Below are 14518 nucleotides of genomic sequence, written 5' to 3'. Positions count from 1 at the left end.
GCCGGGCCCTTCCCGTCCCTCGTCCTTCGCCCGGACAGCACGAACGGAGCCGGGCCGCCACAACGGCCCGACCCCGTCGGGTGGTTCTCAGATCTCGCCGCGGAGCTTGGCGAGCGCCTCGGCCAGGATCGCCTCGCCGTCGGCGTCGGTGCGGCGCTCGCGGACGTACGCGAGGTGGGTCTTGTAGGGCTCGTTCCGGGACGGGGCGGGCGGGTTGTGCTCGTCCTGTCCGGCCGGGAAACCGCAGCGGGGGCAGTCCCAGGTGTCCGGGATGACCGCCTCGGCGGCGAAACTCGGCTTGGTCTCGTGCTTGTTGGCACACCAGAAGGAGATCCGGTTTCGGGGGGCGGACTCGCCGCGCTCCGCCTCACCCATCGGGCCGGCGCCGACTCTGCTGCCACGAATGGCGTTGCCACTTGCCACGGTCTGACTCCCTGCGTGCTGGTGCGATGCGATCTCGGCCGCTGCCCGGAGAGGGCCGTTCACCCGTGCCCGGTGTCGGCGACAGGACGGCAGCCGATATCCACTGCCGCCCGGCCGAGGCCGGCGGACGGTGGCGAAGTCGTCCTAGTGTAAGCAGCGGTTAAGGATCTGTCCGCACCACCTCCGGCACTTCACCGTTCCGAGCATAAGCCGCGGATCGACGGAGCGTCAGATGTGTGCGAAAGCTTGACCGAAGGCCGGGCTCAGCTCTTGTACTTGAGCACCAGACCGAGCACCACGATGCAGGCGAACCAGCCGAGCGCGACGATGATGGTGATGCGGTCGAGGTTGCGCTCGGCCACGGCCGAGCCGCCGCCGGTGGACATCGCGCCGCCACCGAACATGTCGGAGAGACCGCCGCCCTTCCCCTTGTGCAGCAGCACCAGGAGGATCATCAGCATGCTGAAGACGATCAGCGCAATCGTGAACCCGAGAACCACAGCGGGACCAATCTCTCGTATCTTCGGCGAAGGGGCCGGGCCGCTCGAAGCGGTCCGGCCCCAAAGCCTACGTTGCCAGGGTGGCGTTAGCCTACTGCCTGCTCACGGTAGCGCACGATCTTGACGAACTCGTCGGCGTCCAGCGAGGCACCGCCGATCAGCGCACCGTCCACGTCGGGCTTGGCCATCAGGCCGGCCGCGCTGGAGGACTTGACCGAACCGCCGTACAGGACCCGGACCTTGCCGGCCAGCTCGGCCGAGTACAGCTCGCCGAGCCGGACCCGGATCGCGGCGCAGACCTCCTGCGCGTCCTCGGGGGTGGCCACCTCGCCGGTGCCGATCGCCCAGACCGGCTCGTACGCGACCACGATGGTCTCGGCCTGCTCGGCCGAGACCTCGCGGAGCGCGCCGTCGAGCTGGGCCAGGGTGTGCTCGACGTGGGTGCCCGCCTTGCGGACCTCCAGCGGCTCGCCGACGCACAGGATCGGGGTGATCCCGTTCCGGTAGGCGGCCTTCACCTTGGCGTTGACGATGTCCTCGTCCTCGCCGTGGTACTGCCGGCGCTCCGAGTGGCCGATCGCCACGAAGGTGCACTTCAGCTTGGCGAGCATCGGGCCGGAGATCTCACCGGTGTAGGCACCGGAGTCCTGCGCCGAGAGGTCCTGGGCGCCGTACTTGATCTTCAGCTTGTCGCCGTCCACCAGGGTCTGCACGGAGCGCAGGTCGGTGAACGGGACCAGGACGGCGACCTCGACGGCCTCGTAGTCCTTGTCGGCCAGCGCGAAGGCCAGCTTCTGGGTGTGCTGGATGGCCTCGAGGTGGTTGAGGTTCATCTTCCAGTTGCCCGCCATCAGCGGGAGACGCTCGGTCATGTGCTCAGCCTTCCAGGGCGGCGAGACCGGGGAGGGTCTTGCCCTCGAGGTACTCGAGGCTCGCGCCACCGCCGGTCGAGATGTGCCCGAACTTCTTCTCGTCGAAGCCCAGGATGCGGACGGCCGCGGCGGAGTCGCCGCCACCGACCACGGTGAACGCGTCGCTGTCGAGCAGCGCCTGCGCGACGGCCTTGGTGCCCTCGGCGAAGGTCGGGTGCTCGAAGACGCCGACCGGACCGTTCCAGAACACGGTCTTCGCGTCGGCCAGCTTCGCGGCGAACAGCTCCCGGGTCTTCGGGCCGATGTCCAGGCCCTCCTTGTCCGCGGGGATCTTGTCCGCGTCGACCACCTCGAAGTCGGTGACCGGCGCGTGCGTCCTGGTGTCGGGGAAGCTCGCGGAGATCGCGACGTCCACCGGGATGACGAACTCGACGCCGTTGGCCTTGCCGCGCTCCAGGTACTCCAGGACGACCGGGATCTGGTCCTTCTGCAGCAGCGAGATGCCGACCTCGTGGCCCAGGGCCGCGAGGAAGGTGTAGGCCATGCCGCCGCCGATCAGGATGCGGTCGGCCTTGCCCAGCAGGTTGTCGATCACGCCGACCTTGTCGGAGACCTTGGAGCCGCCGAGCACCACCACGTACGGGCGCTCGACCTCGTCGGTCAGGCGCTTGAGCACGCCGACCTCGGTGGCGATCAGGTCGCCGACCGCGTGCGGCAGCCGGGCCGGGAGGTCGAAGACCGAGGCGTGCTTGCGGTGCACCGCACCGAAGCCGTCGCCGACGTAGAGGTCGGCCAGCTCGGCCAGCTGATCGGCGAAGGCGCCGCGCTCGGCGTCGTCCTTGGCGGTCTCGCCGGCGTTGAAGCGCAGGTTCTCCAGCAGCGTGACCTCGCCGTTCGCCAGGGCGGCGACGGTGGCCTTCGCGCTCTCGCCGACCGTGTCGGTCGCGAAGGCGACGGACTGGCCGAGGATCTCGCCGAGGCGGACCGCGACGGGGGCGAGCGAGTACTGGGGGTCGGGCGCACCCTTGGGGCGGCCCAGGTGGGAGGCGACGATCACCTTGGCGCCGGCCGCGACCAGCTTGGCGATGGTCGGGGCGACGGCGCGGATCCGGCCGTCGTCGGTGATCCGGCCGTCCGAAAGCGGCACGTTCAGGTCGGCGCGGACGAACACCCGCTGGCCGTCGACCTGGAGGTCTTCGATGGTCTTCACGGTCTTCGAATCTCCTGGGGAGAAAAAGTGGCGGAGGCACTGCGGCGGGCCACCGATGAAGCGAGAGGGAACGCAGAGCGAGGGCCCGAACGGTCTACGTCCGGGCCCTCCCTCACATCACGTCAGCTTCCGCTGGATTCAGAGCTGGCCACCGACGAGGGTGGTCAGGTTCACCAGGCGGTTGGAGTAGCCCCACTCGTTGTCGTACCAGCCGAAGATCTTGACCTGGTTGCCCTGCACCATGGTCATCAGCGAGTCGAAGATCGTGGAGAACGGCGAGTTCACGATGTCGGAGGAGACGATCGGGTCCTCGGTGTACTGCAGGATGCCCTTGAGGGAGCCCTCGGACGCCTTCTGGAAGGCGGCGTTGACCTCCTCGACGGTGACCTCGCGCTCGAGGGTGACGACCAGGTCGGTGATCGAACCGGTCGGGACCGGGACGCGCAGCGAGGTGCCGTCCAGCTTGCCCTTGAGCTCCGGCAGGACCAGCGCGGTGGCCTTGGCGGCACCGGTCGAGGTCGGGATGATGTTGATGGACGCGGCGCGCGCACGGCGCAGGTCCTTGTGCGGGAAGTCCAGGGTGACCTGGTCGTTGGTGAACGCGTGCACCGTGGTCATCAGGCCCTTGACGATGCCGAAATTCTCCTGGAGAACCTTGGCCATCGGCGCCACGCAGTTGGTGGTGCAGGAGGCGTTGGAGATGACCGTGTGGTTCGCCGCGTCGTACTTCTCGTCGTTGACGCCCATCACGATGGTGACGTCTTCGTCGGTCGCGGGGGCCGAGATGATGACCTTCTTGGCACCGGCGGTGACGTGCTTCTTCGCAGCGTCGGCCTTGGTGAAGATGCCGGTGGACTCGATCACGATGTCCACGCCCAGCTCGCCCCAGGGCAGGTTGGCCGGGTCGCGCTCGGCGATCACCTTGAAGGTGTGGCCGTCGACGGTGATGCTGTCGGCGGTGTGGCTGACCTCGCCCTGGAGGGTGCCCAGGATCGAGTCGTACTTGAGCAGGTGAGCCAGGGTCTTGGTGTCGGTCAGGTCGTTGACACCGACGATCTCGATGTCCGCGCCCTGGGACTTAACCGCACGGAAGAAGTTGCGGCCAATGCGGCCGAATCCGTTGATGCCTACCCGGATCGTCACGAACCGATCTCCTCGTTAGGTGCGCCGGACTGTGCCGACGGGGTGGAAATGGGATGTCCCCGACCACCCATGACCCTACCTCTCCCAAGGTGGCCGGGGCACATCGCCTCACCGTCTCCGGCCCCTCCCGGGGGCTCGAACACCACTATTCAGGGCTTCGGTCCCTGTGCCGCAGGGCAGTTGGTCCTGCTGCCCGAACGGCCCAGTGGCGATCCGCCGGGCGGTTCGAACGCGGAACGGCCGGTGTCCGCATCGCGGGCACCGGCCGTTCGGAAGATGAGACTGCGTCAGCTCATCGCCATCTCGTCGGTCAGGTTGGCCTCGGTGCTCGGCAGGCCGAGCTCGGAGGCGCGCTTGTCGGCCATCGCCAGCAGGCGCCTGATCCGGCCGGCCACCGCGTCCTTGGTGAGCGGCGGGTCGGCGAGCGCGCCCAGCTCCTCCAGCGAGGCCTGCTTGTGCTGCATCCGGAGCTGGCCGGCCGCCGCCAGGTGCTCCGGCACCTCCTCGCCGAGGATCTCCAGCGCCCGCTGCACCCGGGCGCCGGCCGCGACCGCCGCGCGGGCCGAACGGCGCAGGTTCGCGTCGTCGAAGTTGGCCAGCCGGTTGGCGGTGGCCCGGACCTCGCGCCGCATCCGGCGCTCCTCCCAGGCCAGCACCGACTCGTGCGCGCCGAGCCGGGTGAGCAGCGCGCCGATCGCGTCGCCGTCCCGGATCACCACCCGGTCCACCCCGCGGACCTCGCGGGCCTTGGCCGGGATGCCCAGCCTGCGGGCCGCGCCGACCAGGGCGAGCGCCGCCTCGGAGCCCGGGCAGGTGATCTCCAGGGAGGAGGACCGCCCCGGCTCGGTGAGCGAACCGTGCGCCAGGAAGGCCCCGCGCCAGGCGGCCTCCGCGTCGCAGGTCGCGCCCGAGACCACGGCCGGGGGCAGGCCCCTGATCGGCCGCCCACGTCCGTCCACCAGCCCGGTCTGCCGGGCCAGCAACTCGCCGTCCTTCACCACCCGCACCACGTACCGGCTGCCGCGTCGCAGCCCGCCGGGGGCCATCACCACCAGATCCGAGGAGTGTCCGAAGATCTCCAGCAGGTCCTTGCGCAGCCGCCGGGCCGCAATGCCGGTGTCCAGCTCCGCTTCGATCACGATGCGGCCGCTCACAATGTGCAGCCCGCCCGCGAATCGGAGGATCGCCGAAACCTCGGCCTTGCGGCAGCAGGCCCGGGTGACGGGGAGCCGGCTGATTTCGTCCTTCACCGCTGCCGTCATCGCCATGGGCCGATCCTTCCATGTGTCCGGAAAATCCGGTCGTACGCAGCCGCCAGAAGCTCCCGGTCGTGTCGCGGCGTGCCGTCCGCGGCGGCGACCCGGTCGAGCACCAGTGCGGCACCCATCCGCTCGGCGGCCTTCTCCAGCCCGGCCAGGTCCGCCTGGCCGAAGGCGCCGCCGGTGACGGCGCGCTCGTCCACCAGGATCGCATCCACCGCGAGCTCCGGAGCGTGGTCGGCGACCACTTCCAGGTGGCGCTGCGGGGTGAAGCCCTCGGTCTCGCCCGGCTGCGGGGCCAGGTTGAGGGTGAGCAGCCGGCGCGCCCTGGTCCGCACCAGGGCGTCGGCCAGCTCGGGGACCAGCAGGTGCGGCAGCACGCTGGTGAACCAGGAGCCGGGGCCGAGCACCACCCAGTCCGCCTCCAGGACCGCCTCGACGGCCTCCGGGACGGCCGGCGGCTGCTCCGGCAGCAGCCGGATGGACTGCACCGTGCCGGGTGTGACGGCCACGTTCGCCTGCCCCCGGACCGAGCTCAACTCGCCCGGCAGCAGGGGGTCGTGGCCCCGGACCACGGCCTCGATGTCCAGCGGGACGGCCGACATCGGCAGCACCCGGCCGTGCACGTTGAGCAGTCGGCCGACCCAGTTCAGCGCCTCCACCGGGTCGCCGAGCTTCTCCCAGAGCGCCACGATCAGCAGGTTGCCGACCGCGTGGCCGCCGAGCTCGCCGTCGCCGGTGAAGCGCAGCTGGAGCACCTCGGACCAGGTCCGGCCCCAGTCGTCGTCCCCGCACAGCGCGGCCAGCGCCTTGCGCAGGTCACCGGGCGGCAGGACGCCCAGCTCGGCGCGGAGCCGGCCGCTGGAGCCGCCGTCGTCGGCGACGGTCACCACGGCGGTCAGCTCGGTGGTCAGCCGGCGCAGTGCGGAGAGCGAGGCGGACAGGCCCTGGCCGCCGCCGAGCGCGACCACACTGATGGGCTTGGACCGCGGGGCGCCTCTGGTCCGGCCCGTTGCGCTCTGGGCCCGGTCGACGGTCTTGTGCTGCCGCGTTGGCGAGTATGCCGTCACACCGACCCCACGTTCTGTTCATCGGCGCCGCCTGGTGGCGGCGGCGCCCCTTGTGTCTGTTAGAGCGACCGCCGGAGCGCCACCGTCACTCCCCCGGGGTCACTCCCGGCCCATGTCGCGGTGGACCAGCACCGTCTCGACGCCGTCCGCGATCAGACGCTTCGTCAGCCGCTCCGACATCGCTACGCTGCGGTGCTTCCCACCGGTGCAGCCTACGGCAAGCGTCATGTACCGCTTGCCCTCCCGACGGTAACCCTCGGTGATGATCCGGAGCAGCTCCGCGTAACCGTCCAGGAACTCGTTCGCACCCGGCTGCTCGAAGACGTAACCGGCCACGTCGGGGTCGGTGCCGGTGCGGGCCCGCAGCTCGGGGACCCAGTGCGGGTTGGGCAGGAAGCGGCAGTCCACCACCAGGTCGGCGTCGACCGGCAGGCCGTACTTGAAGCCGAAGGACATCACGGTGGCGCGCAGCTCGGGCTCGTCGTTGTCGGCGAACGCGGCGTCCAGCTTGGCCCGGAGCTGATGGACGTTCAGGTCGGAGGTGTCGATCACCAGGTCGGCCTCGCCGCGCAGCTCGCGGAGCAGGTCGCGCTCGCGCTCGATGCCGTCCACGATCCGGCCGTCGGCCTGCAGCGGGTGCGGACGGCGGACCGACTCGAAGCGGCGCACCAGGGCGTCGTCCGAGGACTCCAGGAAGACCACCCGGAGCCGGACCCCGCGCTTCGCCAGCTCCTCCAGCGAGGTCAGCAGGTCGTCGAAGAACTTCCGGCCGCGGACGTCGACCACCACCCCGATCCGGGGCACCGCGCCCTGCGAGCGGGCGCCGAGGTCGACCATGGTCGGGATCAGGGCGGGCGGCAGGTTGTCCACCACGAACCAGCCCAGGTCCTCCAGGCACTTGGCCGCCGTGCTGCGGCCCGCTCCGGACATGCCGGAGATGATCACCAGCTCCGGGGCGCTGTCTCCCACATCGGCCACTGTCACTTCTGATCCCCGTTCTCGGTGATTCTGCCGGAGCGTCGGACGGGCGGCGTCGGCCGTCACGGCGTCTCCTCGGTACTGTCCTCAATGATCTCGCCGGTGGCGGTGTTCACGGCGGGGGCGGCCGGTGTACGGGCAGCCAACGCCGCGACAACAGTCTCCGCCGTGCGCAGACCGATCCCGGGCACCTCGCAGATCTCCGCCACCGTGGCCGCCCGCAGCTTCTTCAGCGAACCGAAGTGCTTGAGCAGCGCCTGGCGGCGAGTCTCGCCGAGCCCGGGGACCGAGTCCAGCTCCCCCGCCGTGAGCCGTTTGGCCCGCTTGCTGCGCTGGTACGCGATGGCGAACCGGTGCGCCTCGTCGCGGACCCGCTGGAGCAGGTAGAGGCCCTCGCTGGAGCGCGGCAGCACCACCGGGTCGCTGCTGCCGGGCAGCCAGACCTCCTCAAGTCGCTTGGCCAGCCCGCAGAGTGCGACGTCGTCGATGCCGAGCTCGTCCAGCGCGCGGCGGGCGGCGGCGACCTGCGGCTGGCCGCCGTCGACCACCAGCAGCTGCGGCGGGTAGGCGAACCGCTTCGGGCGGCCGTCGTCGTCGCGGGCGCCCTGCTGCTCCGCCTCCTCCTCCACCGCCCACTCGCCGGTCTGCTCGCGCTCCTGGAGGTAGCGGCGGAACCGACGGGTGATCACCTCGTGCATCGACCGGACGTCGTCCTGCCCGGCGAAGCCCTTGATCTGGAACCGGCGGTACTCGCTCTTCCTGGCCAGCCCGTCCTCGAACACCACCATCGAGGCCACCACGTCCTCGCCCTGCAGGTGCGAGATGTCGAAGCACTCGATCCGCAGCGGCACCGAGTCCAGCTCCAGCGCCTCGGCGATCTCCTGGAGCGCCCGGCTCCGGGTGGTCAGGTCGGAGGCGCGCTTGGTCTTGTGCAGCACCAGCGACTGCTGCGCGTTCCGCTGGACCGTGGTCATCAGGTCCTTCTTGTCCCCGCGCTGGGGCACCCGCAGGTCCACCTGGGCGCCGCGCAGGCCGGTCAGCCACTCCTGCACGGGGGCCAGCGGCTCGGGCAGCGCGGGCACCAGCACCTCGCGCGGGACGCTCTCGGTGCCGCCGCCGTACAGCTGTTGGAGCGCGTGCTCGACCAGCCCGGCGGTGTCCACGTCCTCGACCTTGTCGGTGACCCAGCCGCGCTGGCCGCGCACCCGGCCGCCGCGGACGTGGAAGATCTGCACGGCCGCCTCCAACTCGTCCTCGGCGAGGGCGAACAGGTCGGCGTCGGTGCCGTCGCCGAGCACCACCGCGTTCTTCTCCATCGCGCGGCGGAGCGCGCCGAGGTCGTCGCGCAGCCGGGCGGCCTTCTCGTACTCCAGGTCGGCGGCGGCCTGCTGCATCTCCTGCTCCAGCCGGCGCAGGTGGTTGCCCGTCCGCCCGGCCATGAAGTCGCAGAACTCCTCGGCCAGTTCGACGTGCTCGGCCGCCGAGATCTTGCCGACGCAGGGCGCGGCGCACTTGCCGATGTACCCGAGCAGGCAGGGCCGGCCGATCTGCCGGGCCCGCTTGAACACCCCGTTGGAGCACGTCCGGACCGGGAACACCCGGAGCATCAGGTCCACCGTCTCGCGGATCGCCCAGGCGTGGCCGTACGGGCCGAAGTAGCGCACGCCCTTCTTGTGCGCACCGCGCATCACCTGGACCCGGGGGTACTCCTCGTTGAGGGTGACCGCCAGCTCCGGATAGCTCTTGTCGTCGCGGTACTTGACGTTGAACCGGGGGTCGAACTCCTTGATCCAGGAGTACTCCAGCTGCAGCGCCTCGACCTCGGTGGCCACCACCGTCCACTCCACGGCGGCGGCCGTGGTCACCATGGTCGCGGTGCGCGGGTGCAGGTTGGCCACGTCCTGGAAGTACGAGGACAGCCGGGGCCGCAGGCTCTTCGCCTTCCCCACGTAGATGACCCGCCCGTGCGCGTCGCGGAACTTGTAGACCCCGGGCGAGGTCGGGATGGCCCCGGGTGCGGGCCGGTAGGTGGAAGGGTCTGCCATGCCCCTACCGTACCGATCACGCCCGACAGCCGGGGCCGCCGTGTCAGCTGCGCGCGGTATGTCCGGCTCGGTCCGCGCCAGGGCCGGTCGTCGGACTCCCGCCTGCCCCACGGCCGCCCTTCGGGCGACGACGGGAGTTCGACCACAGGCCCTAGGCGCTGAACCGGGCGGCCGCCGGGGCCGGGCCGCCGACCGTCCGGTTGAGCAGCTCGACGCCGAGCGGGGTGACGGTGTGCAGCACCGCGCCGCCCCGGCGCTGAGTGGTGATCAGGTTGGCGTTGCGCAGCACCGTGGCGTGCTGGCTGGCCGAGGCCGGGGAGACGTTGAGGCGGCGGGCCAGCTCGGTGGTGGTGCAGCCCTCGGTGACGATCTCCAGGGCGGCCGCCCTGGTTCGGCCGAGCAGCGCGGTGAGCGACTGGCGGGCGGCCGGGTCCTCGCTCCACAGCCGGGCGCCGACCAGCGGGTCCCGGAGGGTGGGGAAGGCCAGCACCGCCGGGGCGTCCTTGTCCAGCGAGTCGGTCAGCAGCACCGGCGGATCGGCCAGGAAGACCATCGGGGCCAGCACCAGCCCCCGGCCGCCGAGGTGCACCTCCACCGCCTCCGGGTACCGGATCTCCAGCACCGGTGACCGCCAGCGGATGGTCGGGGCGCAGAAGGTGCCGAGCAGCTGCTCCACCCCGCCGCTCAGCAGCGTGCGGGCCAGGTCGGCCCGGACGGCGTCCAAGTGGGCCTGGATCCGGCCCCAGTACGGACCGACGGTGAAGCGGTGGCAGGCCGCCACCGCGTCGGCCAGCTGCCGACGGGCGGTCAGGTCACCCTCCATGAGGGACCGGATCCAGCGCGGGTCGGCCTGCGGGGCCGAGATGTTGCCCAGCTCCAGCCGGACCAGCTCGTCCGGAGCGCCGAGCAGTTGCTCGATGCCCTGCTCGACGGAGGAGCCGGTGCCGGTCAGCGCCCCCAGGTCGAAGCAGGGGCCGGGGCCGGGGATCAGCGAGGCCAGCGGGCGGATCGTCTCGACCAGCCGGCTGCCGCCGAACTTCTGCCGCCAGGGCCTGAACTGGGCCCAGCCGCCCGGCCCGGTCAGCGCCTCCAGGCTGTGGTAAGCCTCGGCCAGCGGCCCGACCGAAGGCGCGACCCGGACCCGGAGCAGATCGTCGGTGGTCAGATGGACACGTAACACGGCTTCCCCCCGTCCGTTTCAGGCTGCACCTTTAAGGCACCCCTGAAACCCTGTCCCCCACCCGGATCCACCCCGCAGGATGATCCTCAGGTGCCGGTGCCCGGTACGGGGGTCCGGGCACCGGGGAACCGCCCGTTCGCGCGCGGCCTACTTGGTCACCTGGAAGGCACCGTCCTTCAGGGTCACCTGGTAGGCCGGCAGCGGGCTCGGGGCCGGCCCCGCGGTGACCGCGCCGTCCGCGACCGCGAAGTGGCTGGCGTGGCAGGGGCACTGGATCTGGGCGTCCTTGACCTGGTCCACGATGCAGCCGGCGTGGGTGCACTTGGCACTGAACGCCTTGTACTGGCCCTCGGTCGGCTGGGTGATGACGATCTTGGCGTCCCGGTAGACCTTGCCGCCGCCGACCGGCACGTCGGCCGCGGCACCGACCGTCACCGGGGCGGCCGCGGCACCGCCGGACCCGCCGCCGGACCCGCCGTCGGAGGAGGCGGACGAACCGCAGCCGGTCACCGCGACGGCGCCCCCGCCGGCGGCCAGGACGGCGGCCGCGCCGCAGAGCACGGTCCGGCGGGTGGGTGCGGGGGTGGACTCGGTCATCGGTGACGCTCCCTCAGCAGGTGGACGGTACGGGCGGAACCGGCCGCAGTCTATGCGGGGAAACCGAGGGAGCCGTCGTACCGGGGTGACCCGGTACGACGGCTCCCGCCGGAGTGGTGCTACTTCTTCTTCGCGGCAGCCCGCTTCCGCGGGGCCTTGGCCGGAGCCGGGGCCGCCGCGTCCGAGACCCGGCCCGCCAGGATCTCGCGGAGGAACTTGCCGGTGTGGCTCGCCGGGACGGCGGCCACCTCCTCCGGGGTGCCCTCGGCGACCACCATGCCGCCGCCGCTGCCGCCCTCGGGGCCCATGTCGACGACCCAGTCGGCGGTCTTGATCACATCGAGGTTGTGCTCGATGACGATGACCGTGTTGCCCTTCTCGACCAGACCGTCCAGCACCTTGATCAGCTTGCTGATGTCCTCGAAGTGCAGGCCGGTGGTGGGCTCGTCGAGCACGTAGACCGTCCGCCCGGTGGAACGCTTCTGCAGCTCGGAGGCGAGCTTGACGCGCTGCGCCTCACCGCCGGAAAGCGTCGGTGCGGACTGGCCGAGCCGGACGTACCCGAGGCCGACGTCGTTCAGCGTGCGCAGGTGACGGTGGATCGCGGGGACCGCCTCGAAGAAGTGCATGCCCTCCTCGATCGGCATGTCCAGCACCTCGGCGATGGACTTACCCTTGTAGTGCACCTCCAGCGTCTCCCGGTTGTAGCGGGCGCCGTGGCAGACCTCGCAGGGGACGTAGACGTCGGGCAGGAAGTTCATCTCGATCTTGATGGTGCCGTCACCGGAGCAGTGCTCGCAGCGGCCGCCCTTGACGTTGAAGGAGAACCGGCCGGGCAGGTAGCCCCGGACCTTGGCCTCCTGGGTCTCCGCGAACAGCTTGCGGACGTTGTCGAAGACGCCGGTGTACGTCGCGGGGTTGGAGCGCGGGGTGCGGCCGATCGGCGACTGGTCCACGTGCACGACCTTGTCGACCAGGTCGGTGCCGGTGACCCGGGTGTGCCGGCCGGGGACGCTGCGCGCCCCGTTCAACTCCCGGGCCAGGTGGGTGTAGAGGATGTCGTTGACGAGCGTCGACTTGCCCGAGCCCGACACCCCGGTGATCGCCGTGAAGGTGCCCAGCGGGAAGGCCACCGTGACGTCCCGCAGGTTGTGCTCGCGGGCGCCGTGCACGATGATCTGCCGCTTCTTGTCGCGCGGGCGGCGGATCTCGGGGGTCGGGATCGCGCGCCGGCCGGAGAGGTACTGGCCGGTGATCGACTCCTCGTTGGTGAGCAGCTCCTTGAGCGAACCGGAGTGCACCACCTTGCCGCCGTGCTCACCGGCGCCGGGGCCGATGTCGACCACCCAGTCCGCGGTCTTGATGGTGTCCTCGTCGTGCTCGACCACGATCAGCGTGTTGCCGATGTCGCGGAGCCGGACCAGAGTCTCGATCAGCCGGTGGTTGTCCCGCTGGTGCAGACCGATCGAGGGCTCGTCCAGCACGTAGAGCACGCCGACCAGGCCGGAGCCGATCTGGGTGGCCAGCCGGATCCGCTGGGCCTCGCCGCCGGACAGGGTGCCGGCCGCGCGGTTCAGCGAGAGGTAGTCGAGACCGACGTCGACCAGGAAGCGGAGCCGCTCGTTGACCTCCTTGAGCACCCGCTCGGCGATCTGCTTGTCCCGCGCGTTGAGCTTCATCGCGCCGAGGAACTCGGCGCAGTCGGCGATCGACATCGCGGAGACGTCGGCGATCGACTTGTCGAGGACGGTGACCGCCAGGATCACCGGCTTGAGCCGGGTGCCCCGGCAGGTCGGGCAGGGCACCTCGCGCATGTAGCCCTCGAAGCGCTCCCGGCTGCTGTCGCTCTCCGACTCGGAGTGCCGCCGGGTCACGAACGGGATCGCGCCCTCGAACGGCGCGGTGTACGAACGCTCGCGCCCGTAGCGGTTGTTGTAGCGGACCTCGACCTGGGTCTTGTGCCCGTACAGCAACGCCTTCTTGGCGCGCTGCGGCAGCCCGGCCCAGGGGATGTCGGTGCGGAAGCCCAGCTCGCCGGAGAGCGCGTCGGTGAGGCGCTGGAAGTACTCCTTGGTGTGGCCCTGGGACCACGGGTGGATGGCGCCCTCGTCGAGCGACTTCTCCTCGTCCGGGATCACCAGCTCCGGGTCGACCTCCATCCGGTTGCCCAGGCCCGAGCAGTCGGGGCAGGCGCCGAAGGGGGAGTTGAAGGAGAACGAGCGCGGCTCCAGCTCCTCGAAGGAGACGTCGTCGTACGGGCAGTAGAGGTGCTCGGAGTACATCCGCTCGCGCTCCGGATCCTCCTCGGGGAGGTCGACGAAGTCGAGCACCACCATGCCGCCGGCCAGCTTGAGCGCGGTCTCCACCGAGTCGGTCAGGCGGCGCTTGGCGCTCTCCTTGACCGTCAGGCGGTCGATGACCACCTCGATGGTGTGCTTCTCCTGCTTCTTCAGCGTCGGCGGCTCGGTCAGCTGGACGGTGACGCCGTCCACCCGGGCGCGCGCGTACCCCTTGGACTGGAGGTCGGCGAAGAGGTCGACGAACTCGCCCTTGCGCTCCCGGACCACCGGGCTGAGCACCTGGAACCGGGTGCCCTCCTTGAGCTCCAGCACCCGGTCGACGATCGCCTGCGGGGACTGCTTGGCGATCGGGCGGGCGCAGTGCGGGCAGTGCGGCTTGCCGATCCGGGCGAACAGCAGCCGGAGGTAGTCGTAGACCTCGGTGATGGTGCCGACGGTCGAGCGCGGATTGCGGTTGGTGGACTTCTGGTCGATCGAGACGGCCGGGGAGAGGCCCTCGATGAAGTCGACGTCGGGCTTGTCCATCTGGCCGAGGAACTGGCGAGCGTAGGAGGAGAGCGACTCGACGTAGCGGCGCTGGCCCTCCGCGAAGATCGTGTCGAAGGCGAGCGAGGACTTGCCGGAGCCGGAGAGGCCGGTGAAGACGATGAGGGAATCCCGCGGCAGGTCCAGCGAGACGTTCTTGAGGTTGTGCTCGCGAGCACCGCGGATGATGAGGCGGTCGGCCACTGCTTCTGGCGCCTTTCTCCGGGGGAGGTGGCTGGGAAGGGCTGCGTGGCCCACTGCTGGGACCAACAAGCGCAATCGGGTGAATTCTTCCAGTGTGCGCCAGTCAGCCTACTAGCTCAGGCGTTCGAATATCGAGCCTGTCCAGCCGAGTCCACCCGATCGGGTGACGGCCGCCCGGGCCCCGGCCCGAATCCAGCCGGAAAACCCCCTGT

The 14518-nt window shown here is 70.7% G+C and carries 12 protein-coding genes; all 12 read right to left on the bottom strand.

Going from position 1 to position 14518, the window contains the following annotated elements:
- Positions 1-87 precede the first annotated feature (87 nt).
- Positions 88-423: an RNA polymerase-binding protein RbpA gene (locus tag ACIRPK_RS11010; RefSeq protein ID WP_082598926.1), complete on the bottom strand. Its 336-nt coding sequence runs from the start codon at positions 421-423 to the stop codon at positions 88-90.
- Between the two features lie 263 nt (positions 424-686).
- The gene (secG, locus tag ACIRPK_RS11005; protein ID WP_403036083.1) at positions 687-923 is read right to left on the bottom strand and encodes a preprotein translocase subunit SecG; all 237 of its coding nucleotides are present in this window, start codon (positions 921-923) and stop codon (positions 687-689) included.
- Between the two features lie 86 nt (positions 924-1009).
- On the bottom strand, positions 1010-1795 hold the full coding sequence (gene tpiA, locus ACIRPK_RS11000; protein WP_403036080.1) for a triose-phosphate isomerase: 786 nt from the start codon (positions 1793-1795) through the stop codon (positions 1010-1012).
- A 4-nt stretch (positions 1796-1799) separates the two neighbouring features.
- Positions 1800-3005, bottom strand: coding sequence for a phosphoglycerate kinase (locus ACIRPK_RS10995; protein WP_403036077.1), 1206 nt, complete (start codon positions 3003-3005; stop codon positions 1800-1802).
- Positions 3006-3143: 138 nt separating this feature from the next.
- Positions 3144-4148 carry a type I glyceraldehyde-3-phosphate dehydrogenase gene (gene gap / locus ACIRPK_RS10990; protein ID WP_057240355.1) on the bottom strand — a complete coding sequence of 335 codons (1005 nt, stop codon included), beginning with the start codon at positions 4146-4148 and terminating at the stop codon, positions 3144-3146.
- A gap of 287 nt (positions 4149-4435) precedes the next feature.
- The gene (gene whiA / locus ACIRPK_RS10985; protein ID WP_057240357.1) at positions 4436-5416 is read right to left on the bottom strand and encodes a DNA-binding protein WhiA; all 981 of its coding nucleotides are present in this window, start codon (positions 5414-5416) and stop codon (positions 4436-4438) included.
- Positions 5407-6384, bottom strand: a complete 978-nt coding sequence (gene yvcK, locus ACIRPK_RS10980; protein WP_403036359.1) for a uridine diphosphate-N-acetylglucosamine-binding protein YvcK — start codon at positions 6382-6384, stop codon at positions 5407-5409. The genes whiA and yvcK overlap by 10 nt, the downstream gene beginning before the upstream one ends.
- A gap of 192 nt (positions 6385-6576) precedes the next feature.
- The gene (gene rapZ / locus ACIRPK_RS10975; RefSeq protein ID WP_403036073.1) at positions 6577-7461 is read right to left on the bottom strand and encodes an RNase adapter RapZ; all 885 of its coding nucleotides are present in this window, start codon (positions 7459-7461) and stop codon (positions 6577-6579) included.
- A gap of 56 nt (positions 7462-7517) precedes the next feature.
- Complete coding sequence (gene uvrC / locus ACIRPK_RS10970) at positions 7518-9500, bottom strand: excinuclease ABC subunit UvrC (RefSeq protein ID WP_403036070.1); 1983 nt, start codon at positions 9498-9500, stop codon at positions 7518-7520.
- Between the two features lie 151 nt (positions 9501-9651).
- Positions 9652-10680 carry an ArsR/SmtB family transcription factor gene (locus tag ACIRPK_RS10965; RefSeq protein ID WP_403036068.1) on the bottom strand — a complete coding sequence of 343 codons (1029 nt, stop codon included), beginning with the start codon at positions 10678-10680 and terminating at the stop codon, positions 9652-9654.
- A 147-nt stretch (positions 10681-10827) separates the two neighbouring features.
- Positions 10828-11277: a Rieske (2Fe-2S) protein gene (locus ACIRPK_RS10960; RefSeq protein WP_403036066.1), complete on the bottom strand. Its 450-nt coding sequence runs from the start codon at positions 11275-11277 to the stop codon at positions 10828-10830.
- Between the two features lie 119 nt (positions 11278-11396).
- Positions 11397-14306 carry an excinuclease ABC subunit UvrA gene (gene uvrA / locus ACIRPK_RS10955; protein ID WP_403036063.1) on the bottom strand — a complete coding sequence of 970 codons (2910 nt, stop codon included), beginning with the start codon at positions 14304-14306 and terminating at the stop codon, positions 11397-11399.
- Positions 14307-14518: the final 212 nt, after the last annotated feature.

The sequence above is a fragment of the Kitasatospora sp. NPDC101801 genome, assembly GCF_044766665.1.
Lineage (GTDB): Bacteria > Actinomycetota > Actinomycetes > Streptomycetales > Streptomycetaceae > Kitasatospora.
This window is presented reverse-complemented; position numbering and strand designations above follow the sequence as displayed.